Source organism: Pseudomonas sp. P106(2024) (assembly GCF_057480815.1).
Genome location: NZ_JBLIYU010000002.1, coordinates 156,927 through 181,912, shown reverse-complemented (window position 1 = coordinate 181,912; position 24,986 = coordinate 156,927). Strand labels below are relative to the sequence as shown.

Here is a 24,986-nt window from a genome sequence, read left to right as displayed (position 1 = left end):
GACTACTGGGGCGTGCTGGTCGCTTGATCGGACGTTACGGGGTCTTCGGAAATGATAGATGCCGGTCAAGTGAGCACAGCTGAGCAGCCCTCGATCAGTAATAAAGAGGACTGCTCTGAAGACATTTGCAAACGCCTATCCGTTTACGTCCACAATCAAGCGACCCCGGATCTTTCCATTTATCAAGTCTGAGGCTGACGCGATCACGCTTTGCAGGCCGATTTCTTTTGTCATGAGCGATAATGCGCCCAAGTTCAGCTGAGTCGACAGTCTCTCCCACGCTTGCACTCGTCGCTCATAAGGCTGAGTCACGCTATTGATGCCGAGCAGGCTTACCCCTCTGAGAATGAACGGTGCGACGGTGGCCGGAAAATCCATACCTTGAGCCAATCCGCAGGCAGCTACCAAACCTTCGGACATTGTGCTTGCGCACGCATTGACCAGCGTATGGCTGCCGACCGAGTCCACGACGGCCGCCCATTTCTCTTTCGCCAACGGACGCCCCGGGGCCGACAGTTCGGCGCGGTCGATGATAGTTGTCGCACCCAGGCTTTTCAGGTACTCGTGCTCACTGGATTTGCCTGTGGCGGCGGTTACGGTATACCCCGCACCTGCCAGAAGGCTGATGGCGAAACTGCCCACGCCGCCGGTGGCGCCGGTAACCAGCACTGGCCCGTGGGAGGGTTTCAGCCCATGGCGTTCCAATGCCATCAGGCACAGCATGGCGGTGTAACCGGCTGTGCCAATGGCCATCGATTGGCGCTCATTCAGCCCCTGGGGATGGGGGATGAGCCAGTCGGCGTTCAACCGAGCCTTTTGTGCAAGGCCTCCCCAATGGCCCTCGCCAACGCCCCAGCCATTGAGCAGCACGCGATCGCCAGGCTGGTAGCGAGGATCGTCACTCGTCTCAACAGTACCCGCGAGGTCGATACCAGGGACCATCGGAAACTGACGTACAACCGGCCCCTTACCGGTGATTGCCAGCGCATCTTTGTAGTTCAAGGTGCTGTAGGCCACCTTGACGGCCACGTTTGCGGGTGGGAGTTGATCCTCCCGCAGCTCGGTGACGCGGGCGGTGTGTTGGTCATCTTGCTTCTCGATCAGAATGGCATTGAACATGGTGCGCCCTCATTTAGACCGGTTGTCTTTAAATCATCCGAAAGGAATCAGTGGGTGATTCCGTTCAGAAAACCTTGATAGAAAATGTCCAGCGGACGGACATTCTGCGTAAGCCGTGCACGAAGCACGGCACCCTCCCAACCTACCCAAAAGTAGGCTGCGAGTGCCTTGCAGTCATGTCTGCTAGGCACTTCACCCAGCACGACTGCTTGTTCCAGGCAGGCTGCCAAGCGCTGCTCCCAATCCTGCAGGGTCAGTTCCAGCTGTTCGCGGAAGCTGTCGGGGAGCACCAGTACCTCTTGGCCAAGGTTGCCTACCAGGCAGCCTCTTCTAAACTGATACCGGGCCATCCCCGCTTTCGCCTCCTCGACGAAGTTGGACAGCCGTTGCAAGGGCGATGCGCTCAAATCACCGAAGTTGCGCTCGAGCTTTTGAGCGAAATAGTCGGCATAGCGTTGCAGTACGGCTTGGCCAAATGCTTCTTTACTGTCGAAGTAGTGATAAAACGAACCCTTGGGCACCTGCACGCGCTTGAGCACGGCCTCGATGCCGGTGGCGGCGAAGCCTTGTTCGGTGAGGATTTCCATACCGCAACGCAATAGCATTTCGAGGGTTTCGCCATGCTCACGTGCGACTTTGGGGGGGCGGCCTCGACGAGGTGCAGGTTTGGAGATAGTCATGCGTTGTAATTTAGACTGATCGTCTCTAATGTCAACCACCGAGCGATTCGATCCCCGAGGAGCCGAGTGTTGGATGCGTCATGAAAAAGCGTTTACCGCCTTTGAACTGGCTTCGAGCAAATGGACGAACGACAGACTGCTGATACTGTTTTGATTACGATACACCCAGAGGCTAGATAGCAAGGTTTCTATTTTTCTGCTTACTAGCAAGAACTCAGAATTTTCTGGGCTCTTCCCTTCCATGCAGCGTATGTATGGCGGACTCTAAGGATTCTTTTAACAGCAGCGGAACGCTATCGAACGGCTATTTGGTTGGTTGAAGGAGCTCCGCCGCCTGGGTACACGCTATTGCAAGCTAGCGGAAGGCTTCCCAGTGATCATTATATTGGCTTGCTGGCGGCGGTGTTTACGACATTGCTTTTCGTACAGTGCCTAACAAGCGTGCGCGAAGCCCCTAAAGACTGTCAGGGTCCCCGAAAAACATCTGAATCCGCGAGCGTAACCACCGTTCCGCCGGGTCATTGTCCTGCGCCCCGCGCCAGGCCATGTGCAGCTCGAAGCTGCGCACCTCCAGCGGCAGGTCTTCCGCGCGCAACCCACCCGCCGCGGTCAGCGCATCGGCGGTGTAGTCCGGCACCGTGGCGACGATATCGGTCCCCGCCAGCAAACTCCCCAATCCGTTGAACTGCGGCACCGCCAGCACCACATGACGCTTGCGGCCGATCTCGTCCAGCGCCTCGTCGATGAACCCCGAGAGGTCGCCGGCGAATGACACCAGGGCATGGGGGCGGGCGCAGAAGTCATCCAGGGTGATGCTGCCGGGCATGCTGTCGGCGCGTAGCAGCTTGGGCATGCTGCGGCGCAGCACCTTGCGCTTGGCGTTGGCGGGGAGTTCACTGGTGTAGCTCACGCCCACCGAGATCTCGCCCGAGGCCAGCAGGGTGGGCATCAGCAGGTAGTTGACCCGGCGCACCACCAGGACGATGCCGGGGGCTTCGGCGCGGATGCGCTTGAGCAGCTGCGGCAGCAGGGCGAATTCGGCGTCGTCCGACAGACCGATGCGGAACACCGCGTTGCTGGTCGCCGGGTCGAACTCGGCGGCGCGGCTGACGGCGGTGGAGATCGAGTCCAGCGCCGGCGACAGCAGGGCGAAGATCTCGTGGGCCCGTGCCGACGGTTCCATGCTGCGGCCGGTGCGCACGAACAGCGGGTCGTCAAACAGGTTGCGCAGGCGCGAAAGCGCGGCGCTGATCGCCGGCTGGCCGAGGAACAGTTTCTCGGCGGCGCGGGTCACGCTGCGTTCGTGCATGAGCGTTTCGAACACGATCAACAGGTTGAGGTCTACGCGACGCAAGTCGTTACGATTCATTCGATGCGGCTCGCCAGAAGTGGGGCAGGGGTGAATCTTAAGGCCAAAGGCTGGTACCCTGCACCGATTTCCGGGTGCCAATGCACAGAATTGTCAGGGGCCCAATCAATGACAGGCATGTCGACTATTAACAGCCACTGATGGTCCAACCGTGAAAGCCCGGATAAAGTCCGTGGTAATACGAGATTCACACAGGCGAGGTATGCGATGTCCCGCATGATCCGTTTCCACAAGTTCGGCCAGGCCGATGTGCTCCGATGCGAGGAGCAGGCCGAACCGTCCCCGGCTGCAGGCGAGGTGCAGATCCGCGTCGAGGCGATCGGCGTCAGCTGGTACGACGTGCTCTGGCGGCAGAACCTGGCGCCGTCCCAGGCGCGGCTGCCGGCCGGTATCGGCCACGAGATGGCCGGCGTGGTTACCGCCGTGGGCGAGGGTGTGGACGATATCGCGGTGGGCGATCGGGTCGCCAGCTTCCCGGCCACCAGCGCCAACGACCACCCGGTTTACGGCGACGTGATCGTCCTCCCGCGCAGCGCCATCACCCGTTACCCGGATGTGCTGACCCCGATTGAGGCCAGCGTGCATTACACGCCGCTGCTGATCGCCTATTTCGCCTACGTCGACCTGGCCCGGGCCAAGGCCGGGCAGACCGCGCTGGTCACCGATGCCAGCCACTGCGCGGGGCCGGCCTTCGTGCAACTGGGCAAGGCTCTGGGGTTGAAGGTGATCGCCGCCACCAAGGAGCCCGAGCAGCGCGAGTACCTGCTGGGGCTGGGCGCGGACAAGGTGATCGTCACCGAGGAACAGGACCTGCTGATGCAGATCGGCAAGTACACCGATGGGCGTGGTGTGGACATGGTCCTTGACGGCATGGGTGGCCCACAGATGTCGCTGCTCGGCGATGTCCTGGCACCGCGTGGCAGCCTGGTGCTGTACGGCCTGCAGGGCGGCAACCAGACGCCGTTCCCGGCCTGCGCGGCGTTCCAGAAAAACATCCAGTTCCATGTGCACTGCATCGGCAACTTCACCGGCAAGCCGGAGCTGGGCATCGCCCAGGACCAGGTGGCCCTGCAGCGGGCGTTGCGCGACATCAACCAGTTCACCGCCGACCAACTGCTGACGCCGCAGATCATCAAGGTGTATCCGTTCGAGCAGGTGGTCGAGGCGCACCGGCACATGGACGAATGTCCGTGTGGCGGGCGGGTGGTGCTGGACATGGGGACGCACTGATCGGGCGATGAAGAAGCTCTCAGGACATTCACGCTCCCGCAGGGGAGCGTGCAGCCTGCAGGGCTGAGACATCAGCCAGTTTTTGCTAAATGTCCTACTGGGGTTTGGGAGGTTTCCTTCAAGCTCGGTTTGCTATTCATCTGCCAGAATCGGACTTCAACTCGAAGCCGTCAGGGAGATGGAGCGATAGCATGACCGAGACTCACGACCAAGCCATGCATTATGTCTACCAGCAAGTCCTGCAGCGCCTGCTGGAGCACATGACCCAGGCCCAGCGCGCCTCGGTGCAGCTGCTGGTCCAGCGATTGCTGGTCGTCGCCGGCGGCCAGGAATACGTCGGCAACGTCCGGGTGCTGGTGCTGCACGGCGTTGACCGACGCAGCGCGCACCTGCTGGCCTGCCTGCGCGCCGCGCAGTTGAGCATCGCCCTGCGCCATGGTGCCACCTTCCGCCTGCGGGTGCTGGCGGCCCGTTTGCCAACCCTCGACGACACCGCCCTTGCCCTTCACGACCGCTGTTTCAGCGCGCTGTTCCTGCACGACGACCCGCGGGTAGAGCTACTGCGTGCGGATGGCGGGCGGCTCGGCCCGTTCGGCGCTCGCCAGGCCTGCTCGGCCGAACAACTGACCGAGACGGGCAACGCCTGGCTGCTGTTCGGTCATCTGGTCGGCGGTCAGCCGGACGCGCTGCTCGGTGCCAGGGGTTACCTGGAGCTGGCTAACGGCTTGGGCCAGGCACTGATGGAGGAGGCCGGCGAGCAGATCCTGATCAGCGCCGAGCCGTTCGCTCAACGCCATCGCCTGCTGGCCTGGGGGCGGCGCTGCCTGCGCCATACCGTGGAGGTGGCCCACGCCCTGACGCCCCACAATGTGCTGGCAGCGGGCCTTGAGCAGTTAGGCAAGGTGCTGGCCGATCCCTGGCAACCGCCGACTTCACCCGTGCTGCGCCAGCCTGGCGGCGAGCCGCGGCTGGTGATGGTTGAGGACCTGTTGCGCCACCCGGACGACGGTGAGCTGCTGGACCGCATGCTCGGCCGGCAGGACGCCCTGGGCAGGCACGCCCAGGGGCCGTCAGGGCTGTTCGATCCCTTGCCGTTGGCCCACCTGCATGGGCTCAAGGCGCAGTACCTGAATCAGCGCAGCTATCGCGAAGGCACGCAGGCGTTCTTCCAGCGTTTTGGCCAACCGTCGGTTGCCTGGCCACAGGGGCGGGCCTTGCGCAGCGAGGCACAGGCACGCCTGGCTGGCGCCTATGACGTGAACGAGGCGCAACTGGTCTGCCAGCTGTTCACCCCGTTCGAGGCGCAGGGGCACAACTTAGAGACCTTTGTGCTGCGCTGTCATCCAGGGATGCGTGTCGCGCTGCCGTATCTGCACCGCGCCTTGCAGGGGCTCCCTTGCCCGGAACCGGTTAGCCAGTGGCTGGTTGAAACCAGTGGCCTGCAGCTCACGCAACTGCGGGGGGTGTATGCTGGCACGCTCAGCCTCCACGCCCGGCGCCTGTTCCAGCTGTTGGGCCGGCGCGATCAGTGGTTGCGGCCCCTGTCAGCCAGTCCGAGCGGCGGCTTTGCGCCATTGCGCGCGGTCGATTAGTCCTGTTGTCGTGGCGAGCACGAGTACTGATCGCGTGACCGTCGATCCAGCGCGCTTGCCCACGACTGCGGTCTGTATGTATAACCAGTGCTTGTTCATCACACCTGACTTGCACCGTGATCGCCCACTCCGTCGATGATCCCTTGTACTACCTGCACAACTTTCGCCAGGTCCTGAGCTGGGTCGGGCAGCGCTATGCCGACCTGCTGGACCGCAACGAGCATGGATTCATCCAGGTTTTCAGCCAACTGCCGGTACCCAGCCAAGCTGTGCTGGTGCGCATGGTCATGCGCAAGGGCGAGCTGTTTCGCAGCGACAAGCTCGCCTATGCCGAGATCGGCGAAACCGAGGCGGCTCTGGCGCCGTTGCTGGTGCTGGGCTGGGTGGTCGACGATGCGCCGGTGACGGTGGAGCAACTGTGGGCGTTGCTGCGCAAGGACGAGCTGGCGACATGCTTCGCAGGGCGGCTTCCCCGCCCGCGCGCTGGCAAGGGCGACTTGCTGGAGCAGTTGCAGGCCCTGGGCTTGCCGCCAGGCCCGCTGGCCCAGTGGTGTCCCGGTTTCCCGGTGCGGATCCTGCACTGGCGCCGGCAGCCGTTGTGCGACCGTCTGCGCCTGCTGTTCTTCGGCAACCTCTACCAGAGCTGGTCGGACTTCGTGCTGGCCGACCTGGGCGTGTTCCGCTATGAACAGGTGGCGTTCAGCGACGACTCGCGGGCCTTGCGCCAGCGCTCCGAGGTCGATCTGGCCATCGCCCTGCACCAGTGTGCCGAGCGCCTGGAGCAGGGCGCCGCGCCTGCCGAGCTGCTCGCGGCGCTGGACGGATTCGACGACAGCAACCCCTGGCTGGCCAGGCGCCGGGCGCGCCTGCTGTTCAGCCTCGGCCAGCAATGCGAGCGCCTGGGGGACTGGGACTTGGCACTGGGGATCTACGCCGAGTGCGCGCACCCCGAGGCACGTATCCGCCAGGTCCGGGTCTACGAGCGCAGCGAGCAATGGCCGCAGGCTCACGCTTTGGCCCAGCATATGGCCCTGGCACCCGCCAACGCCCTGGAGCGTCAGGCCCTGGAACGCCTGCTGCCACGTCTGGTGCGCAAGCTGGGCGGTCCGGCACAGCCGCGCCGGCGCAGCGAGGCGGTGATGCTTATCGAACTGGAACTGCCGACGGAACTTGCGTCACTGGGAGTGGAAGAGGCGGTGCGTCAGCACCTGGAGCAGGAAGGCGGCAGTGTTCACTATGTCGAGAACTCCCTGTTCAACAGCCTGTTCGGCCTGCTGTGCTGGGAGGCGGTCTTCGCCCCGGTGCCGGGGGCGTTCTTCCACCCGTTCCAGAGCGGGCCTCAGGACTTGCACGACGTCGACTTCCAGCAGCGCCGCGCGGCACTGTTCGACGTCTGCCTCGGGCGCCTGGACGATGGCAGTCATCGCCAGGCCATCCTTGACTGCTTCCAGGCCAAGAAGGGCCTGCAGTCGCCTTTCGTGTTCTGGCAGATGCTCGATGAGGCGCTGCTCGAACAGGCACTCGACTACCTGCCGCCCGCGCACCTGAAGGCCTGCTTCCTGCGCCTGCTGCAGGATATCCGCGCCAACCGCGCCGGCATGCCTGACCTGATCCAGTTCTGGCCGGGGCAGGGCGGTTACCGCATGGTTGAGGTCAAGGGGCCGGGCGATCGCCTGCAGGACAACCAACTGCGCTGGCTCGAGTTCTGCCATGCCCACGGTCTGCCGGTCGCGGTGTGCCATGTGCGCTGGAAGGGGGGCGTATCGGTATGAGCTACACCGTGGCCGTGCGCGCACTGTGTGAGTTCAGCGCCAAGGTCGGCGACCTCGACCTGCGTTTCACCCCGTCGCCCACCGCCCAGGAGGGCATCGCCGGGCACCGTCGGGTGGTGGCGCGGCGCGCCGCTGGTTATGAGTCGGAGGTGGCGCTGGAGGGCGAGTACCAGGGGCTGCGGGTACGCGGCCGCGCCGATGGCTACGACCCGGCGCGCAACCGTCTGGAGGAAATCAAGACCCACCGCGGCGACCTGGCCCGGCAGCCCGACAACCATCGTCAACTGCACTGGGCCCAGGCCAAGGTCTACGCCTGGTTGCTGTGCCAGGCCCGGCAGTTGCCGGCGATCGATGTGGCGCTGGTCTATCTCGATGTCGACAGTGATGGCCAGACGCTGATCAGCGAGGGTTATCAAGCCGATGACCTGAAGCGCTTCTTCGAGACCCAGTGCCAGCGTTTTTTGGCCTGGGCGCAGGCGCAAGAGCAGCGGCTGAGCGAGCGGGACCGGGATCTTGGCGCGTTGACATTTCCCTATCCCGAATTCAGGCAGGGCCAGCGCCAACTGGCCGAGACGCTGTACAAGGCCGTGAGCACCGGCCGCTGTCTGATGGCCCAGGCCAGCACCGGTATCGGCAAGACCCTCGGCACCCTGTTTCCGCTGCTCAAGGCCGTGGTGCCGCAGCAGTTGGACAAGCTCTACTTTCTCACCGCCAAGACCCCGGGCCGGGCCCTGGCCCTCGATGCACTGCGCCAGATCACCCGGGCGTCGCCGCAGCCGGCGCTGCGCAGCCTTGAACTGATCGCCCGCGACAAGGCCTGCGAGCACCCCGAAAACGCCTGCCATGGTGAGTCCTGCCCCTTGGCGCGGGGTTTCTACGAGCGCCTGCCGGCCGCCCGCGAAGCCGCCGCGCAGGTGCCGCTGCTCGACCGCGCCAACCTGCGCGAGGTGGCCCTGGCGCATCAGGTCTGCCCCTATTACCTGGCCCAGGAAATGGCGCGCTGGGTCGACCTGCTGGTGGCCGACTACAACTACTACTTCGACGCTCATGCCTTGCTGTTCGGCCTGGCCCAGGCCAACCAATGGCGCACGGCGGTGCTGGTGGACGAGGCGCACAACCTGGTGGAGCGGGGACGGCAGATGTACAGTGCCAGCCTTGACCAGGGCCAGTTGCTGGCACTGCGCCAGAGCAAGCCGGCCGGACTCGGCAGTGCCCTCGACCGACTCAACCGGCAGTGGAACGCGCTGTACAAGGCCCAGGTGGCGCCGTATCAAGCCAGCGAACAACTGCCGGACGCCTTCCTGCGTGCTCTGCAGCAATGCATCGGGCTGATCCAGGAACGCATGAACCAGGCGCCCGCCGAGGTCGAGCCCAAGGTGCTGGAGTTCTTCTTCCAGGCCCTGCAGTTCAGCCGCATCGCCGAGCTGTTCGATGAGCACTTCCTGTTCGATATCAGCCCGCGCAACGGCCCACGGGGGCGGCGCCTGGCCACGTTGTGCCTGCGCAACGTGGTGCCGGCGCGGCTGCTGGGGCCGCGCATGAGCGCGGCGCGCAGCGTCACGCTGTTTTCCGCCACGCTCAATCCGCGGCACTTCTACAGCGACCTGCTGGGCATGCCCGCCGACACGGCCTGGCTGGAGGTCGCCGCGCCGTTCCGCGCCGAGCAGTTGCAGGTGCACATCGTCAGCGAGGTGTCCACCCGCTACCAGCAGCGCCAGGCGTCGCTTGCGCCGATTGTCGAACTCATCGCCGCCCAGTTCACCCGCCAGCCGGGCAACTACCTGGCCTTTTTCAGCAGTTTCGAATACCTGGAGCAGGTGGCGCGACTGCTGGCCGAGCGCTATCCGGTACTGCCGATCTGGTGCCAGGCGCCCGGCATGGACGAGGCCGGGCGCGAGGCCTTCCTGGCGCGGTTCGTGGAGCACGGGCAGGGGGTGGGCTTCGCCGTGCTCGGCGGCGCCTTCGGCGAGGGCGTGGACCTGCCCGGCACGCGCCTGATCGGCGCCTTCGTCGCCACCCTCGGGCTGCCCCAGGTCAACCCGGTCAACGAGCAGTTCAAGCAGCGCCTGGGCCGCCAGTTCGGCGCCGGTTTCGACTACGCGTACCTGTACCCGGGCGTGCGCAAGGTGATCCAGGCCGCCGGCCGGGTGATCCGCGGCGACCAGGACCGTGGCGTGCTGATGCTGATCGACGAACGCTTCGCCGAGCCCCGGGTGCGGCAGATGTTCCCCAGCTGGTGGCAACTGGGGTGAACGCCGCCATCGCCTGGCGCTGAAACTCCCAGTACACTGCGCGTTCCAACACCTACTTCTGTTGATTTCGAGGTTCCGCATGACGCTCAGTCCTTTGGCAGGCAAGCCGGCTCCGGCAAGCGTGCTGGTCGATATTCCCCGCCTGTTGACCGCCTACTACACCGGCTGTCCCGACGCCGCGGTTGCGGCCCAGCGCGTGGCCTTCGGCACCTCGGGGCACCGCGGCACGTCGTTCGAACTGAGCTTCAACGAGTACCACGTGCTGGCGATCACCCAGGCTATCTGCCTGTATCGCCAGGAAAAGGGCATCGATGGCCCACTGTTCATCGGCGCCGACACCCACGCGCTGTCGGCGCCGGCCGCGGCCAGCGCCCTGGAAGTGCTGGCCGCCAACGGCGTGCAGGTGATGCTGAGCCAGGATGACGAGTACACCCCGACCCCGGCGGTGTCCCACGCCATCCTCTGCTACAACCGTGGCCGCCAGCAGGGCCTCGCCGACGGCATCGTCATCACACCGTCGCACAACCCGCCGCAGAGCGGCGGCTTCAAGTACAACCCGCCCAACGGCGGCCCGGCCGACAGCGACGTGACCAAGTGGATCGAGGCCAAGGCCAACGAGCTGCTGGCGGCGAACCTGGCCGGTGTCAAGCGCATGGACTACAAGCAGGCGCTGGCGGCACCCACCACCCAGCGTCACGACTACGTCAGCAGCTACGTCGCCGACCTGGAAAACGTCATCGACTTCGAGGTAATCCGTGGCGCCAACTTGCGCCTGGGCGTCGATCCACTGGGCGGCGCCGGGGTGCGCTACTGGTCGGCCATCGCCGAGCGCTACCAGCTGAACCTGGAAGTGGTGAACACCGAGGTCGACCCGACCTTCCGCTTCATGACCGTCGACTGGGACGGCCAGATCCGCATGGACCCATCCTCGCCGTACGCCATGCAGGGCCTGATCAGCCTGCGCGAGCGCTTCGACGTGGCTTTCGCCTGCGACCCCGACCACGACCGTCACGGCATCGTCACTGCCGATGGCCTGCTGCAACCGAACAACTACCTGGCCGTGGCCATCGATTACCTGTACCGCAACCGCCCGCAATGGCGTAGAGACGCGGCCGTGGGCAAGACCGTGGTCTCCAGTGGCCTGATCGACCGGGTCACCGCCGCGCTGGGCCGTGACCTGTACGAAGTGCCGGTGGGCTTCAAGTTCTTCGCCCAGGGCCTGTTCGACGGCTCGCTGGGCTTTGGCGGCGAAGAGAGCGCCGGCGCCTCGTTCCTGCGCAAGGACGGCAGCGTCTGGGCCACCGACAAGGACGGCCTGATCCCGGCGCTGCTGGCGGCCGAAATGACCGCCCGCACTGGGCGCAACCCGAGCCAGATCTACGCCGACCTCACCGCCAAGCTGGGCAAGCCGTACGCCACCCGTGTCGAGGCCAAGGCCGATGCACGGCAGAAGGCGCTGCTGAGCAAGCTGGCGCCGGAGCAGGTCAAGTCCACCGAGCTGGCTGGCGAACCGATCCAGCAGATCCTCAGCCATGCGCCGGGCAACAACCAGGCCATCGGCGGCCTGAAGGTGATGACCGAGAACGGCTGGTTCGCCGCCCGTCCTTCGGGCACCGAGGACATCTACAAGATCTACGCCGAGAGCTTCATCGACGAGGCGCACCTCAAGCGCCTGGTGGCCGAAGCCCAGGTGCTGGTGGACGCGGCGATCGCCTGATCGTCCGTTGAAGCCAATCGCGGGGCAAGCGCGCTCCCACAAGGCCCATGTACGTTGGCCTTGTGGGAGCGCGCTTGCCCCGCGATGCCTTTGATTGTTCCGTTTGTGGAACGAGCAGTGCTGTTTTTGCTGCCTACCGAATCATTAGTCTCATCTGTAAGGTGATAGCCATCAAACAGGAGGCTTCTCATGAAAAACATCCAGGGTATCCACCGCAGCCCCCACGCTCACTGGGTGGGCGACGGCTTCCCGGTGCGCAGCCTGTTCACCTACGACCACCTGGCCCGGCACATCAGCCCGTTTCTGCTGCTGGACTACGCCGGCCCCCACGACTTCACCCCGACCACGGCCAGGCGTGGCGTCGGCCAGCATCCGCATCGCGGCTTCGAGACGGTGACCATCGTCTACCAGGGCGAACTGGAGCACCGTGACTCCACCGGCGCCGGCGGCCTGATCGGTCCGGGCGATGTGCAATGGATGACCGCCGGGGGCGGCATCATCCACGAGGAGTTCCATTCCCCGGCCTTTGCCCGTAGTGGCGGCACCCTGGAGATGGTGCAACTGTGGGTCAACCTGCCGGCCAAGGACAAGCGTGCCGCGGCGGGTTACCAGACGCTGTTGGCCAACGACATTCCCGTGGTGGCGCTGGCAGGCGAGGCGGGCAGCCTGCGGGTGATTGCCGGACGCTACCTGAATCATCAGGGGCCGGCGCGCACCTTCACCGAGATGGACGTCTGGGACCTGCGGCTGAAGGCCGGCGCGACACTGCAACTGCCCTTGGCCGCCGGGCGCAATGCCGCGCTGGTGGTGCTGCGCGGCAACCTGCGGGTCAACGACGAGCGCGAGGCCGGCCCGGCCAGCCTGGTGCTGCTGGAGCGCGATGGCAGCGATGTGCGCCTCGAGGCGCTGGAGGAGGTCAGCGTGCTGCTGCTCAGCGGCGAGCCGATCGACGAACCCATCGTTGGCTACGGGCCGTTCGTGATGAACAGCCAGGCGGAAATCGCCGAGTCGTTCGATGATTTCCAGGCCGGGCGGTTCGGGCAGATGGGCGGCGTCGAGCGCGGCGCCCGACAATAACAAAGCGTTGACTCCAATCGCCGGCAAGCCGGCTCCCACAGGATCTGCGCGATCCCTGTGGGAGCCGGCTTGCCGGCGATTGCTTTTTCAGGGGATCACGGCTGATCCGGCACCACCGCGATCACGTCGATTTCCATCAGCCACTCAGCCTGGGCCAACCCCGCCACCACCAACCCGGTGGAAATCGGGAACACCCCCTTGAGCCACTTGCCCACTTCCTTGTACACCGGCTCGCGGAAGCGCGGGTCGGTGATGTAGGTGGTGGTCTTGACGATATGCGACAGGTCCGAGCCCGCTTCTTCGAGCAGCTGCTTGACGTTCTTCATCGCCTGCTCGGCCTGGGCCCGTGGGTCGCCCAGGCCCACCAGCCGGCCTTCGAAGTCGGTGCCGACCTGACCGCGCACGTAGATGGTGTTGCCGGCCCGCACAGCCTGGCACAGGTCGTTGTCCAGGGTCTGGTTGGGGTAGGTGGCCTTGGTGTTGAACATGCGGATGCGAGTGTGGGTAGGCATCAGAGGGCTCCGAAGGTGCTGACGTTGCTGATCGAGGGTTGCTGCTCATCCGCCGCGCGCTGCTCGCGGTCGCGGTAGGCCAGGTAGGTGCGCTGGGTGGCGATGTGGCCGGCGACGTGCTTGGCGTCGTGCCACACGCCCCAGATGAATGACGAGCCGCGGCGCGACAGCCAGGGCAGGCCGAGGAAGTACACGCCCGGCTCCTTCGACACGCCGCGTTGGTGTTGCGGCTTGCCGTTGGCGTCGAAGGCGTCCACCTGCAACCAGCTGAAATCCACGCCATAGCCGGTGGCCCAGATGATGCTCCTGACGTTGGCCTCGGCGAGGTTGAGTTCCAGCAGCGGCTGGCTGACGCAGGCCGGGTCGGGCAGGCGCTTGCGGGCCTCGGGCTCCTCCGGCAGGTCCAGACCGTTGCGTTCGATATAGGCGTCGGCGGCGTCCAGCAGGGCCAGGTAGTTCTCGTCGCCGCGGTTGATGTTCTCGGCCAGGTTGTCCTGGAAACGGGCCACGCCGCCCTCGAACGACTGGGTCAGGCCGACCAGGGTCATGCCCTGGTGGGCGAGGGCGCGAAAGTCCACGGTGTGGCCGCCGCGGGCGCCGGACACGGCGATGGTCACGTGCTCGCGGCCGGGCTTGGCGATCTCCGCGTCCCACTCGCCGAGCACGCCCAGCCACCAGCAGAAATCGCGGTTGCGGTAGCTGCGCGGCGGACGGTCATGGGCGCCGACCGACAGGTACACCTGGCGCCCGGCACGCATCAGTTCCTCGGCGATCTGCACCCCGGAAGAGCCGGCGCCGACCACCAGCACCGCGCCCTCAGGCAGTTGCTGCGGGTTGAAGTAGGCGGCGGAGTGGATCTGGTGCAGGCCTTCGTCCTTTGGCGCGATGGCCGGGATCACCGGGCGCTGGAACGGGCCGGTGGCGGCCACCACGCGGTTGGCGCGGATCACGCCCTGGTTGGTGTCGATGGTGAAGCCCGGGCGGTCGGCGTTGCGCACCACCTTCCTCACCTCGACCCCGGTGCGTACCGGCAGGTTGTACTTGCGCACGTACTGCTCGAAGTAGTCGGCGACCTGGTCCTTGCCGGCGAAGGCGTCGGCGTCGAGGTCGAATTCCAGGCCCGGGAAGCGGTCGTGCCAGACCGGCCCGTTGGCCACCAGCGAATCCCAGCGTCCGGTGCGCCAGGCCTCGGCGATGCGCTTGCGCTCCAGCACAAGGTGTGGCACGCCGAGCTTGCTCAGGTGTTCGCTCATGGCCACGCCGGCCTGGCCGGCGCCGACCACGAGGGTGTCGATTTCGATGTTGTTCAGTGTCATGTCCCAGCCCTTCTTCAGCGGCGTTCTTGTTAAGGTCGGTGGGGACCGCCTTTGCCTGGGGCCAGACTAGGGATGGGCGGGAAATCGCGAAAATAGTATTTAGTTGGGGCTTGCCGATAAATTGGCGAAGGCTCTGCTGGCAATGGGCTGCAGCGGTTTCTAGGGATTGCGCAGGACCCTGTGGAGCGGCCTTAGTTTTTTCCTGCCCAGTGCCGAGGAAAATGTTGGTTTCGCAGCTCCCGGGGCCCACCGAGAATGCCGGTAACCCCAACACAGGAGCTGCACCATGACCTTCTCCATCATCGGCCGCTGCCAGGAAACCGGCCAGGTCGGCATCGCCATCAGTTCATCGAGCATCGCCGTCGGCGCCCGCTGCCCATGGGTGCGGGCCGGGGTCGGTGCCGTGGCCACCCAGAACATCACCCTGCCGGCCCTGGGCCCGCAGATCCTCGACGCCCTCGAGCAGGGCCAGCTGCCGCCCGCCGCGGCACTGGACCGGGTGCTGAGCGCCAATGGCTGGAGCGAGTATCGCCAGGTCACGGTGATCGACAGCCAGGGCCAGGTGGGGCTGTTCACCGGCAAGGAGGCCCTGGGCGTGCACAACGCCGTGGCCGGCGAACAATGCGCCGCGGCCGGCAACCTGCTGTCGTCGCGGGCGGTGATCGAGGCCATGGTGGCTGCGTTCGAACAGGCCGGCGGCCACCTGGCCGACCGCCTGCTGGCGGCGATGTACGCGGCCATGGCCGCCGGTGGCGAGGCGGGGCCGGTACACTCGGCGGCGTTGAAGATCGCCGGCGAGCTGACCTGGCCGCTGGTGGACCTGCGCGTGGACTGGACCGAGCACGATCCCATCGCCGAGCTGGACAACCTCTGGCAGGCCTACCGCCCGCAGATGCAGGACTATGTGACCCGCGCCCTGAACCCGACCGCCGCGCCGAGCTATGGAGTGCCGGGCGATGAATGAGGTTTCCAGCCGTGCGCTGTTGGAACGGTTGGTCGGGTTCGCCACGGTCAGTCGCGATTCCAACCTCGAGCTGATCGCCTTCATCCGCGACTACTTGGCCGGGCTTGGTGTCGCCAGCGAGCTGTTCCACAACGAAGAGGGCACCAAGGCCAATCTGTTCGCCACCATCGGCCCCGACGACCGTGGCGGCGTGGTGCTCTCCGGGCACACCGACGTGGTGCCGGTGGAGGGCCAGGCCTGGAGCGTCGAACCGTTCCGGCTGACTGAGCGCGAAGGGCGCCTGTACGGTCGCGGCACGGCCGACATGAAGGGCTTCATCGCCTCGGTGCTGGCGGCGGTGCCGGCGTTGCTCGCCCAGCCGCTGAAGCTGCCGGTGCACCTGGCGTTTTCCTATGACGAAGAAGTCGGCTGCCTGGGCGTGCGCTCAATGCTCGCCGCCCTGGCGCAGCGCCCGCACAAGCCGCGGCTGTGCCTGATCGGCGAACCCACCGAACTCAAGCCGGTGCTTGGCCACAAGGGCAAGCTGGCCATGCGTTGCCAGGTACATGGCGCCGCTTGCCACTCGGCCTATGCCCCCTACGGCGTCAACGCCATCGAGTACGCGGCGCGGCTGATCGGCAAGCTGGGCGAGATCGGTGACGACCTGGCGCGTCCCGAGTACCACGACGAGCGCTTCGACCCGCCGTTCTCCACAGTACAGACCGGTGTGATCAAGGGCGGTCGTGCCCTGAACATTGTCCCCGCCGAATGCGAGTTCGATTTCGAGGTGCGTGCCTTGCCCGGCTTCGAGGCGCAGGTCGTGGCCGATCGGCTGCAGGCCTACGCCGAGACACAGTTGCTGCCGCGCATGCGCGCGGTGAGCGGAGCGAGCGATATCTGCCTGCGACCGTTGAGTGCCTACCCAGGCCTGGCCACGCCTGCCGACAGCGAGGCAGCGCGCCTGGTGGCCTTGATCAGTGGTTCGAGCGACTTTGGCACGGTGGCCTTCGGCACCGAGGGCGGCTTGTTCGACCAGGCCGGCATCCCCACCGTGGTCTGCGGGCCGGGAAGCATGGAGCAGGGGCACAAGCCCGACGAGTTTGTCAGTGTCGAGCAGCTAAAGGGATGCGATGCCATGTTGCGTCGGCTGGTGGATCATCTGCGACAGGACTGACTGCGCATGCCCGTCCGCTCCCACCCAAGGGCAGGAGCGGGCGTCGTTGGCGGCTTATGCCGGCACCATCGCAAAACCTACGCCGAATCGGTTCCAGGCATTGATGGTGGCGATGGCCAGGGTCAGGTTGGCGACCTCCTTGGCGCTGAAGTGCTCCAGCAGCGCCTGGTACTCGTCCTGCGGCGCGCCACGCTCGGCCAGGCGGGTCAGGCTCTCGACCCAGGCCAGGGCGGCCCGCTCGCGCTCGCTGAAGTAGCGTGTCTCGCGCCAGACGCTCAGGGTCTGCAGGCGCGCCTCGGTTTCGCCGGCCTTGCGCGCATCGTTGGCGTGCATGTTGACGCAATAGGCGCAGCCATTGATCTGCGAGGCGCGCAGGCGGATCAGCTCGAGCAGCGAGTGCTCCAGGCCCGAGGCGACCAGCGCCTGTTCGAGGCCGATCATGGCCTTGTAGGCTTCCGGCGAGTGTTTGGCCCATTCGATACGGTCGTGCATGGTGAGACTCCAGGTCGGCAAGAGGTAAGTGGCACTACCTTAGCGCCAGGCCGCGCCGCGCCGAATAGCCAATCCCGCGCTTTGCCAGGAGGCCAATCGGTCATTCGGATGAGCACTGACAGGCATCCAATCTCTTCATTTCTGCCAGGGCGGTCGAGTCGGGATAATGGGCGGGTCAACACCTGAGAACCGTTTCATGTCCGCAGATCGATTCATGCGCGAGGCCCTTGAGCTTGCCCGCGCCAATATCCAGGCCGGTGGCCGCCCCTTCGGCGCCGTGCTGGTCCATCAGGGGCAGGTGATCGCCCGTGCCGTCAACGAGATCCACGATACCCAGGACCCGACCAGCCACGCCGAGATGCAGGCCATCCGCCAGGCCGCCCAGGTGCTCGGCCGGGCGCGCCTGGACGGCGCCGAGATCTACGCCAGCGGCCATCCGTGCCCGATGTGCCTGGCCGCCATGCACCTATGTGGCATCGAACGCGCCTGGTTCGCCTACGACAACGACGAGGGCGAGCCCTATGGGTTGTCCACCGCCGCGGTGTATGCGCAGATGGCCCGCCCGCCTCAGCAGCAGAGCCTGCCCCTGCGCCCGCTGAAACCGGCGGGTGAAAGCGGCCTGTACCGTGAATGGCAGCAGGTCGGCGAAGCATGAGAGGCACGTTGAACCTGTTGCTGGTAGTGCTGCTGGCGTTGAACCTAAGGCCGATCCTCACCAGCATCGGCCCGCTGCTCGAACCGATGCGCCATAGCACTGGCCTGGGCTACCAGCAGGCGGCGCTGCTGACCGCGTTGCCGGTGCTGTGCATGGGCCTGGTGCCGCTCCTGCAACCCTGGCTGCGGCGCTGGTTGAGCGAGCATGGCGGCATGCTGGCGGGGCTGGCGGCCATCGCCCTGGCATGTCTGTGGCGCCTGCAACTGGACAGCGCCTGGGCGCTGATCGCAAGCGCGGTGGTCGCCGGGCTGGGCGTCGCCGTGGTGCAGGGCATGATGCCAGGCTTGGTCAACCGCTGGTTCCCCGGCCGCCTGGCAGCGACCATGGGGCTGTATTCGGCGGCGTTGATGAGTGGCGGTGGCCTGGCGGCGGTGTTGGGCCCATCGATCACCGCGCACTTTGGCCATTGGCAGTTCGGCCTTGGCCTGTGGGCGCTGCCGGCGCTGCTGGCTATCGTGGCGTGGGTCGCCCTGCGCCCGCGCCAGGACACGCCGTCCCTGGCCGGTGGCGGCGGCGGGCACTGGTTCGGCAACCGTCGGGCCTGGCTGCTGGCGCTCTACTTCGGGCTGATCAACGGCGGCTACACGAGCATGGTCGCCTGGTTGCCGGCCTATCACCTGGAGCACGGCGGCACGGCCCAGGGTGGCGGCGAGCTAGTCGGGTTGATGACCATCTTCCAGGTCTGCGGCGCCCTGGGCCTGCCGTTGCTGCTGCGGCGCCTGGCCGATCGCCGGCCGGGGCTGTGGCTGGCCTTGCTCATCCAGCTGGCGGGCTTTCTTGGCTTGCTGCTGGCGCCGACCAGCGCCATGGGCCTGTGGGTGGCGCTGATCGGCCTGGGCCTGGGCGCGTGCTTCAGCCTGAGCCTGACGCTGACCCTGGAGCACCTGCGCACGCCCGGTGAAGCCGGCAGCTTGGCGGCTTTTGTCCAGGGCGTGGGTTTCATCATCACCGGTATCGTGCCGTACATCACCGGCTGGCTGCGTGATGTCAGCGGCGACTTCCAGGCGTCCTGGACCCTGCTGACCTGCACGGTGCTGGCGATGCTGCTGGTGACCGTGCGTTTCGCCCCCAACGGTTATGCCCGGGCCATCGCCGGTGAGCGGCGAGCGCCTGCGGCGGCGCTCAACTGAGGCGTTGCAGGGTATCGCCGACCCGGTCCAGTGCCGGGTCGATGTCCAGCAGTTCGATGGCACCGAAGCCGAACAACAGGCCTGGCCTGACCGGCGCTTCGCTGAAGAATGGCGCCAGGGAGTAAATACCGACCTCCACCTTGCGCGCCAGGTTGATCAGCAGCTCGACGTCCACCCCGGGCTTGGCCAGCGCGCTCAGGTGAAAGCCGGCGCTGGCCGGCACCGCGTCGAACCACGGCGCCAGGTCGCCACCCAGGCGTGCCAGGATCCGTTCGCGGCGGGCGCTGTACACCTCGTGGCAACGGCGGATGTGCTTGTTCAGGTGACCTTCGCTGATGAACCGCGCCAGCGCCCACTGCTGCAGGCTAGGGCTGTGCCAGTCGCTCAGGTGCTTGGCCACGCAGGCGGCCTGCAGCACGGTCGGCGGCAGCACCGCGTAACCCAGGCGCAGTTCCGGCAGCAGGGTCTTGGAGAAGGTCCCGACATAGGCCACCAGGCCATGTCGATCCAGGCGCTGCAGGGCTTCGGCGGCCGGCCCCTGGTAGCGGAACTCGCAGTCGTAGTCGTCCTCGATGATCAGCGCGCCAAGCTCCGCGGCCCGCGCCAGCAGCGCCTGGCGCCGTGGCTCGGCCATGGGCATGCCCAGCGGGAACTGGTGCGAGGGTGTCACGTAGATCAGCCGGGTGCCGTCCTCGATCTGCTCGACGCACAGCCCCTGGTCGTCCACCGGCACCGACTGCAGGCGCGCGCCGAGGGCCAGGAATAGTTGGCGTGCCGGTGGGTAGCCCGGGTCCTCCATGGCCACCTTGCAGCCGGGTTCGACCAGTACCCGGACGATCAGGTCCAAGGCCTGCTGGGCGCCATTGCACACCAGCACATCGCTGGCCGCGCACTGGATGCCGCGGGTGAAGGCGATCTGGTGGGCGATGGCCTCGCGCAGCTCCGGCAGGCCCTGGGCGGAAAACTGCCGGTCGGGGTGGCGCTGGCTGCGGCGCAGGGCGTAGTTCATGCAACTGCGCCAGTGGTCGTAGGGGAACTGCGCCTTGCTCGAGGCGCCGCCGATGAAGTCATAGCGCGACGGTGCGTCCAGCGCCCGCCGGCCCAGCACCGTGGCGCGCTGGCGCCAGCGTTCGAGGGTGTCGGCGGCGGCCAGCGGGATGTTGTCGCAGTCGCTCTGGCGCGGCGTGTGGCGCGGGGTGATGAACGTGCCGCGACCGACCACGCCGCTGAGCAGGTTGTCATAGGTCAGGCGCGAATAGGCTTCGGCCACGGTCTTGCGCGAAACCCCCAGTTGTTCGGCCAAGAGACGCGTGGGTGGCAGCTGGGTGCCGGCGGCCAGGTGGCCGCTGTCAATACCGGCGCGCAGTTGCTGGTAGAGCTGTTCGGCCAGGCCTTTGCGGCCTTCGAGGCGGATGTGCAGTTCCATCGGGGGAGGGTGTCCGAAGCGCAGGGGGATAAAAGCTTCGGGGTTTATTGCGTTGGCTGCAAGGGGACCGCTCTGCGGCCCATCGCCGGCAAGTCGGCTCCCACAAGGACCGTGTTCACCCTGTGGGATCTGGCTTGTTGGCGACGAGGAGTCAAAGTCGGGCGGTACTGATGGTGATGTAGCCTTTTTCCGGCAGTGCGATGCGGATCACCGTCTCGTCTTCGCAGGCCTTGCGTTTCTGCTGGATGCACACGCCGTCCACCGCGGCTTCGCGCATGCGGGCTGGGATGGCGCGGCCCTTGGCATCGAAGAAGGCTTCGCTGGCGAGCAGCTCGACCCGCTCGATCAGCTGGCGGGTGTGCTCGTCGGTGGCACAGAAGAACCGCACCCCGGACAGGTGCGGATTGTCATCGGGGTTGCTGACCTCGTGGGCCAGCAGTTGGCGCAGGGTATGGCGCAGTTCACGGGTAGGGTGATCAGCGTTTGCGGGCATGGCATGGCCTCGTCTGGATGGGGTTGGCCGCGCCGGGGCGGCGGTCACGTCTCCAGGTCGGATGATGTTTTGCCGACGGTGTGGCAACAATCTAGAAGCTTCCGTGTTTTCGGTAGGAGGGTTCCGAAATTACAGGTGCCAGGTTGAACATCGCCTTGATCCGCGTCAGGGGCGGGGCACAATTTCCGTCGCCTCGACAGCGCCGGGCTCAAGCGCCGCCTCGACGATTTCGATCCAGTGCCGCACCGGCGTGCGCCCGGCACCGCCGAGGTGCAGCTGGCAGCCGATGTTGGCGGTGGCAATGAGCTGCGGGTTGCCGCTTTCCAGGGCGTTGAGGCGGTTGTCGCGTAGCTGGCGCGCCAACATCGGCTGGGTCAGCGAATAGGTGCCGGCCGAGCCGCAGCACAGGTGGCCATCGGGCACCTGGGTGAGGTGGAAGCCCAGGCGCTGCAGCAGGCCTTCCACCGCTCCGCCGAGCTTGAGGGCATGCTGTAGGGTGCAGGGGCAGTGGAACGCCAGGCGCTGCTCGGTGCAGACACCCAGTCGCTCCAGTGGCTCGGCCTGCAGCACCTGCACCAGGTCGCGGGACAGGGCACTGACCGTGGCGGCCTTGGCGGCGTAACGCGGGTCTTGTTCCAGCAGGTGGCCATAGTCGCGGACGAACGCACCGCAGCCGCTGGCGGTCTGCACAATGGCCTCGGCGCCGGCCTCGATGGCCGGCCACCAGGCGTCGATGTTGCGCCGGGCACGGTCGAGGCCACGCGCCTGGGCATCCAGATGATAGTCCACGGCGCCGCAGCAGCCGGCCTCATGGACCGGTTTGACGCTGATGCCGAGCCGGTCAAGCAGGCGCGTGGCGGCGGCGTTGGTGTTGGGTGAAAGGGCCTGCTGCACGCAGCCTTCGAGCAGCAGCACATGTCGGGCGTGGCGCGGTGTCGGGCGTTGGCGTGGGGCTACAACATGCGCCGGCAGCTTGTCCTTGAGGCTGGCCGGGAGCAGGGGGCGCAGGGCCTGGCCGGCGCGCACCAGGGCCTTGAATGCGCCAGGCCGTGGCACCACGGCGCGCAGGCCGACGCGCAGCAGGCGTTGCCCCGGTGGTCGGGGGACTTGCCGGTCGACCACGGCGCGGCCGATGTCGAGCAGGTTGTGGTACTCCACCCCCGACGGGCAGGTGGTCTCGCAGTTGCGACAGCTCAGGCAACGGTCCAGGTGCGCCTGGGTGCTGGTGCTCACCGGCTCGCCTTCGAGCACCTGCTTGATCAGGTAGATGCGCCCGCGAGGCCCGTCCAGTTCATCGCCGAGCAACTGGTAGGTGGGGCAGGTGGCGGTGCAGAACCCGCAGTGCACGCAGGCGCGCAGGATACGTTCGGCCTCGTCGGCGCGGGGCAGTTGGCGGGCGGATTCGCTCAGGTGTGTGTGCATGCCGTGGCCTCACAGGTCGGCGTACAGGCGGCCAGGGTTGAACACGCCCTGGGGATCGAGTTGGCGTTTGAGCGCCTGGTGATAGCGCAGCGTCAAAGGATCAAGCGGGGCGCTGCTGTCATCACCGGGCCGGTAGGCGGTGGCATGACCGCCGGCCTCGGCCGCCAACGCCCGGATGACGGACGCCGGGGCATCAGACTTTAGCCAGCGCTGGGCGCCGCCCCAGTCGAGCAACTGACGCCCCGGAAGGTCGAGGGCGCCGCAGGCAAGGGGCAGGGAAAGCCGCCACAGCGTCGCGGGTGCGGCGAAGAAGGCCAGGCGCTGCTCGCGCAGGTCGTGCCAGAAGTTCGTGTCGAGCGCTTCGCCACCCAGGCGCTCGCGGGCCGAGCGCACCGAGCCTTCGCCGCCTTCCAGGCGCAGATGCAGCGTCTCGCCGTCATGGCAGGCAGCGCTGATCGGCAGCGCTTGCCGGCCCCATTCGACGAGTTCGGCCAGGGCCTGGCCTACGTTCATCTCCAGGCGCAGGCCCAGGCACTGGCGTGGTCGCGGCAGTACCTTCAACGACACCTCGGTGAGCAGCCCCAGGCAGCCGAAGCTGCCCGCCATCAGCCGCGATACGTCGTAGCCGGCGACATTCTTCATCACCTCGCCGCCAAAGCGCAGGTGCTTGCCGTGGCCGGTGATCAGCCGGGTACCGAGGACGTAGTCACGCACCGACCCGGCCCAGGGTCGGCGTGGCCCCGACAGCCCGGCCGCGACCATGCCGCCCAGCGTTGCCTCGGGGCCCAGGTGTGGTGGTTCGCAGGCCAGCATCTGCCCGGCCTCGTGCAGCGTCGCCTCGACCTCCCGCAGGGGCGTGCCGGCGCGGGCGGTGAGTACCAGTTCGGTGGGGTCGTAGCCGACGATGCCCCGGTGGCCGCGGATGTCGATGACCTGCCCGGTTACCGGGCGACCGAGCATGGCCTTGCTGTTGCCGCCCTGGATGCGCAGCGGAGTGCGCATCTCCAGCGCCTGGTTGACCTGCTCTCGCAGGTCCTGGCTCAAGTCCCTGTCCATCAGAAACGCTCCAGGTCGGGGAAGGGCAGTTGCCCGTTGTGCACATGCAGCGCGCCGAACTCGGCGCAGCGCTGCAGGGTGGGGATGTTCTTGCCCGGGTTGAGCAGGCCCCGTGGGTCGAAGGCGGCCTTGACCGCGTGGAACAAGGTGATCTCGTCGCTGTTGAACTGCGCGCACATCTGGTTGATCTTCTCCCGGCCCACGCCGTGTTCGCCGGTGATGCTGCCGCCGACGGCCACGCACAGTTCGAGGATCTTGCCGCCGATGGCCTCGGCGCGCTCCAGTTCGCCGGGCAGGTTGGCATCGAACAGGATCAGCGGGTGCAGGTTGCCGTCGCCGGCATGGAACACGTTGGCCACCCGCAGGCCGTACTGCCGGGAAAGCTCGCTGATGCCCTTAAGCACTCGTGGCAACTCCCGGCGCGGGATGGTGCCATCCATGCAGTAGTAGTCCGGGGAAATGCGCCCCACCGCCGGGAAGGCATTCTTGCGCCCGGCCCAGAAGCGCGCGCGCTCGGCTTCGTCACAGGCCAGGCGCACCTCGCGGGCGCCGGCCCTGCGCAGCACGGCATCGACCCGTGCGCAGTCGTCCTGCACGTCGGCCTCGACACCGTCGAGCTCGCACAGCAGGATCGCCGCTGCGTCCAGCGGGTAGCCGGCATGGATGAAATCCTCGGCGGCGCGAATCGCCAGGTTGTCCATCATCTCTAGTCCAGCCGGGATGATCCCGGCGCCGATGATTTCGGCCACCGCGCCCCCGGCATCCTCGACGCTGTCGAAACTGGCCAGCAGTACCCGTGCCACCTGCGGTCTGGGCAGCAGCTTGACGGTGACTTCGGTGACGATACCGAGCATGCCTTCGGAACCGGTGAACAACGCCAGCAGGTCGAATCCGGGGCTGTCCAGGGCATCGCTGCCCAGCACCAGGCGTTCGCCTTCGACGGTGAGGATTTCCACCTTGAGCAGGTTATGCACGGTCAGGCCGTATTTCAGGCAATGCACGCCACCGGCATTCTCGGCGACATTGCCGCCGATCGAGCAGGCGATCTGCGAGGACGGATCGGGCGCGTAGTACAGCCCATGGGGCGCCGCCGCCTGGGAGATCGCCAGGTTGCGCACACCAGGCTGGACCCGGGCGAAGCGGCCCTGGGGGTTGACCTCGAGAATGCGCTTGAAGCGCGCCATTACCAGCAGGATGCCCTGGCTCAACGGCAGGGCGCCGCCGGACAGGCCGGTGCCGGCGCCGCGCGCCACCACCGGCACGCCGTGCTGGTGGCAGAGCCGCAGCAGCGCCTGCACCTGCTCGATGCGCTCGGGCAGCGCCACCAGCAGCGGTAGCGTGCGGTACGCCGAGAGGCCGTCGCACTCGTAGGGCCTGAGGTCTTCGCCGCGGTGCAGGATCTCCAGGTCGGGCAGGGCCTCGCGCAGGGCGGCCAGCAGTGCCGGCTTGTCCACGGCTGGCAACGGTCCGTCGACACGTTCGTCGTAAAGGATATTCAT

At 66.5% G+C, this 24,986-nt stretch carries 21 protein-coding genes and 1 pseudogene; 11 read left to right on the top strand and 11 right to left on the bottom strand.

The annotated features are described in order from the left end of the window. Positions 1-135: 135 nt before the first annotated feature. Both acuI and acuR read right to left on the bottom strand, forming a co-directional pair. Positions 136-1,119 (bottom strand): acrylyl-CoA reductase (NADPH), encoded by a 984-nt coding sequence (acuI, locus tag AC25M7_RS04370; protein WP_062364375.1) that lies wholly within the window; start codon positions 1,117-1,119, stop codon positions 136-138. A 47-nt stretch (positions 1,120-1,166) separates the two neighbouring features. Continuing rightward, on the bottom strand, positions 1,167-1,799 hold the full coding sequence (gene acuR / locus AC25M7_RS04365; protein ID WP_175406201.1) for an acrylate utilization transcriptional regulator AcuR: 633 nt from the start codon (positions 1,797-1,799) through the stop codon (positions 1,167-1,169). Between the two features lie 280 nt (positions 1,800-2,079). Between acuR and AC25M7_RS04360 the strand changes: the two are divergent. Next, a pseudogene (locus AC25M7_RS04360) lies at positions 2,080-2,235 on the top strand (transposase); the annotation flags it as partial. A gap of 18 nt (positions 2,236-2,253) precedes the next feature. On the opposite strand, the gene AC25M7_RS04355 reads toward AC25M7_RS04360, so the two are convergent. Continuing rightward, the gene (locus AC25M7_RS04355) at positions 2,254-3,168 is read right to left on the bottom strand and encodes a LysR family transcriptional regulator (RefSeq protein ID WP_028689350.1); all 915 of its coding nucleotides are present in this window, start codon (positions 3,166-3,168) and stop codon (positions 2,254-2,256) included. Positions 3,169-3,375: 207 nt separating this feature from the next. On the opposite strand from AC25M7_RS04355, the gene AC25M7_RS04350 reads away from it, so the two are divergent. From AC25M7_RS04350 to AC25M7_RS04325, 6 genes are all read left to right on the top strand, one after another. Further along, on the top strand, positions 3,376-4,398 hold the full coding sequence (locus AC25M7_RS04350; RefSeq protein WP_028689351.1) for a zinc-dependent alcohol dehydrogenase family protein: 1,023 nt from the start codon (positions 3,376-3,378) through the stop codon (positions 4,396-4,398). A 191-nt stretch (positions 4,399-4,589) separates the two neighbouring features. Then, a complete protein-coding gene (locus AC25M7_RS04345) occupies positions 4,590-5,990 on the top strand; it encodes a hypothetical protein (RefSeq protein WP_069017759.1) in 1,401 nt (466 codons plus the stop codon). Positions 5,991-6,106: 116 nt separating this feature from the next. After that, complete coding sequence (locus AC25M7_RS04340; protein WP_088852109.1) at positions 6,107-7,762, top strand: VRR-NUC domain-containing protein; 1,656 nt, start codon at positions 6,107-6,109, stop codon at positions 7,760-7,762. After that, the gene (locus AC25M7_RS04335) at positions 7,759-10,014 is read left to right on the top strand and encodes an ATP-dependent DNA helicase (protein WP_069017757.1); all 2,256 of its coding nucleotides are present in this window, start codon (positions 7,759-7,761) and stop codon (positions 10,012-10,014) included. The genes AC25M7_RS04340 and AC25M7_RS04335 overlap by 4 nt, the downstream gene beginning before the upstream one ends. Positions 10,015-10,093: 79 nt before the next feature. Continuing rightward, complete coding sequence (gene pgm, locus AC25M7_RS04330) at positions 10,094-11,731, top strand: phosphoglucomutase (alpha-D-glucose-1,6-bisphosphate-dependent) (RefSeq protein ID WP_486970765.1); 1,638 nt, start codon at positions 10,094-10,096, stop codon at positions 11,729-11,731. A 189-nt stretch (positions 11,732-11,920) separates the two neighbouring features. After that, positions 11,921-12,808 carry a pirin family protein gene (locus AC25M7_RS04325; RefSeq protein ID WP_197866797.1) on the top strand — a complete coding sequence of 296 codons (888 nt, stop codon included), beginning with the start codon at positions 11,921-11,923 and terminating at the stop codon, positions 12,806-12,808. Positions 12,809-12,903: 95 nt separating this feature from the next. Here AC25M7_RS04325 and AC25M7_RS04320 read toward each other — a convergent pair whose 3' ends face one another. Both AC25M7_RS04320 and AC25M7_RS04315 read right to left on the bottom strand, forming a co-directional pair. Beyond that, the gene (locus AC25M7_RS04320) at positions 12,904-13,320 is read right to left on the bottom strand and encodes a RidA family protein (protein WP_028689357.1); all 417 of its coding nucleotides are present in this window, start codon (positions 13,318-13,320) and stop codon (positions 12,904-12,906) included. Then, on the bottom strand, positions 13,320-14,636 hold the full coding sequence (locus AC25M7_RS04315) for a flavin-containing monooxygenase (protein WP_069017755.1): 1,317 nt from the start codon (positions 14,634-14,636) through the stop codon (positions 13,320-13,322). The genes AC25M7_RS04320 and AC25M7_RS04315 overlap by 1 nt, the downstream gene beginning before the upstream one ends. Positions 14,637-14,922: 286 nt before the next feature. On the opposite strand from AC25M7_RS04315, the gene AC25M7_RS04310 reads away from it, so the two are divergent. Together AC25M7_RS04310 and argE are read left to right on the top strand one after the other, a co-directional pair. After that, positions 14,923-15,600 carry a DUF1028 domain-containing protein gene (locus tag AC25M7_RS04310; protein WP_486970764.1) on the top strand — a complete coding sequence of 226 codons (678 nt, stop codon included), beginning with the start codon at positions 14,923-14,925 and terminating at the stop codon, positions 15,598-15,600. Further along, the gene (argE, locus tag AC25M7_RS04305; RefSeq protein WP_236179432.1) at positions 15,593-16,753 is read left to right on the top strand and encodes an acetylornithine deacetylase; all 1,161 of its coding nucleotides are present in this window, start codon (positions 15,593-15,595) and stop codon (positions 16,751-16,753) included. Before AC25M7_RS04310 ends, argE begins: the two co-directional genes overlap by 8 nt. Positions 16,754-16,807: 54 nt before the next feature. Here the strand turns inward: argE and AC25M7_RS04300 are convergent, their stop codons facing one another. Continuing rightward, on the bottom strand, positions 16,808-17,245 hold the full coding sequence (locus AC25M7_RS04300; protein WP_062364339.1) for a carboxymuconolactone decarboxylase family protein: 438 nt from the start codon (positions 17,243-17,245) through the stop codon (positions 16,808-16,810). 196 nt (positions 17,246-17,441) lie between these two features. Between AC25M7_RS04300 and AC25M7_RS04295 the strand changes: the two genes are divergently transcribed. Next, positions 17,442-17,900 carry a nucleoside deaminase gene (locus AC25M7_RS04295; RefSeq protein WP_486970763.1) on the top strand — a complete coding sequence of 153 codons (459 nt, stop codon included), beginning with the start codon at positions 17,442-17,444 and terminating at the stop codon, positions 17,898-17,900. After that, positions 17,897-19,090 carry a cyanate transporter gene (locus AC25M7_RS04290; RefSeq protein WP_241411037.1) on the top strand — a complete coding sequence of 398 codons (1,194 nt, stop codon included), beginning with the start codon at positions 17,897-17,899 and terminating at the stop codon, positions 19,088-19,090. The genes AC25M7_RS04295 and AC25M7_RS04290 overlap by 4 nt, the downstream gene beginning before the upstream one ends. Here the strand turns inward: AC25M7_RS04290 and pdxR are convergent. The 5 genes from pdxR to glcD form a co-directional block, all read right to left on the bottom strand. Then, positions 19,083-20,516 carry a MocR-like pyridoxine biosynthesis transcription factor PdxR gene (gene pdxR / locus AC25M7_RS04285; protein WP_486970762.1) on the bottom strand — a complete coding sequence of 478 codons (1,434 nt, stop codon included), beginning with the start codon at positions 20,514-20,516 and terminating at the stop codon, positions 19,083-19,085. The genes AC25M7_RS04290 and pdxR overlap by 8 nt on opposite strands. A gap of 151 nt (positions 20,517-20,667) precedes the next feature. Next, entirely contained in the window at positions 20,668-21,009 is a 342-nt protein-coding gene (locus AC25M7_RS04280; RefSeq protein ID WP_028689365.1) for a hypothetical protein, read from the bottom strand. A gap of 165 nt (positions 21,010-21,174) precedes the next feature. Next, a complete protein-coding gene (gene glcF / locus AC25M7_RS04275) occupies positions 21,175-22,431 on the bottom strand; it encodes a glycolate oxidase subunit GlcF (RefSeq protein WP_486970761.1) in 1,257 nt (418 codons plus the stop codon). A 9-nt stretch (positions 22,432-22,440) separates the two neighbouring features. Beyond that, positions 22,441-23,487 carry a glycolate oxidase subunit GlcE gene (gene glcE / locus AC25M7_RS04270; RefSeq protein WP_247284425.1) on the bottom strand — a complete coding sequence of 349 codons (1,047 nt, stop codon included), beginning with the start codon at positions 23,485-23,487 and terminating at the stop codon, positions 22,441-22,443. After that, positions 23,487-24,986, bottom strand: a complete 1,500-nt coding sequence (gene glcD / locus AC25M7_RS04265; protein WP_062364327.1) for a glycolate oxidase subunit GlcD — start codon at positions 24,984-24,986, stop codon at positions 23,487-23,489. Before glcD ends, glcE begins: the two co-directional genes overlap by 1 nt.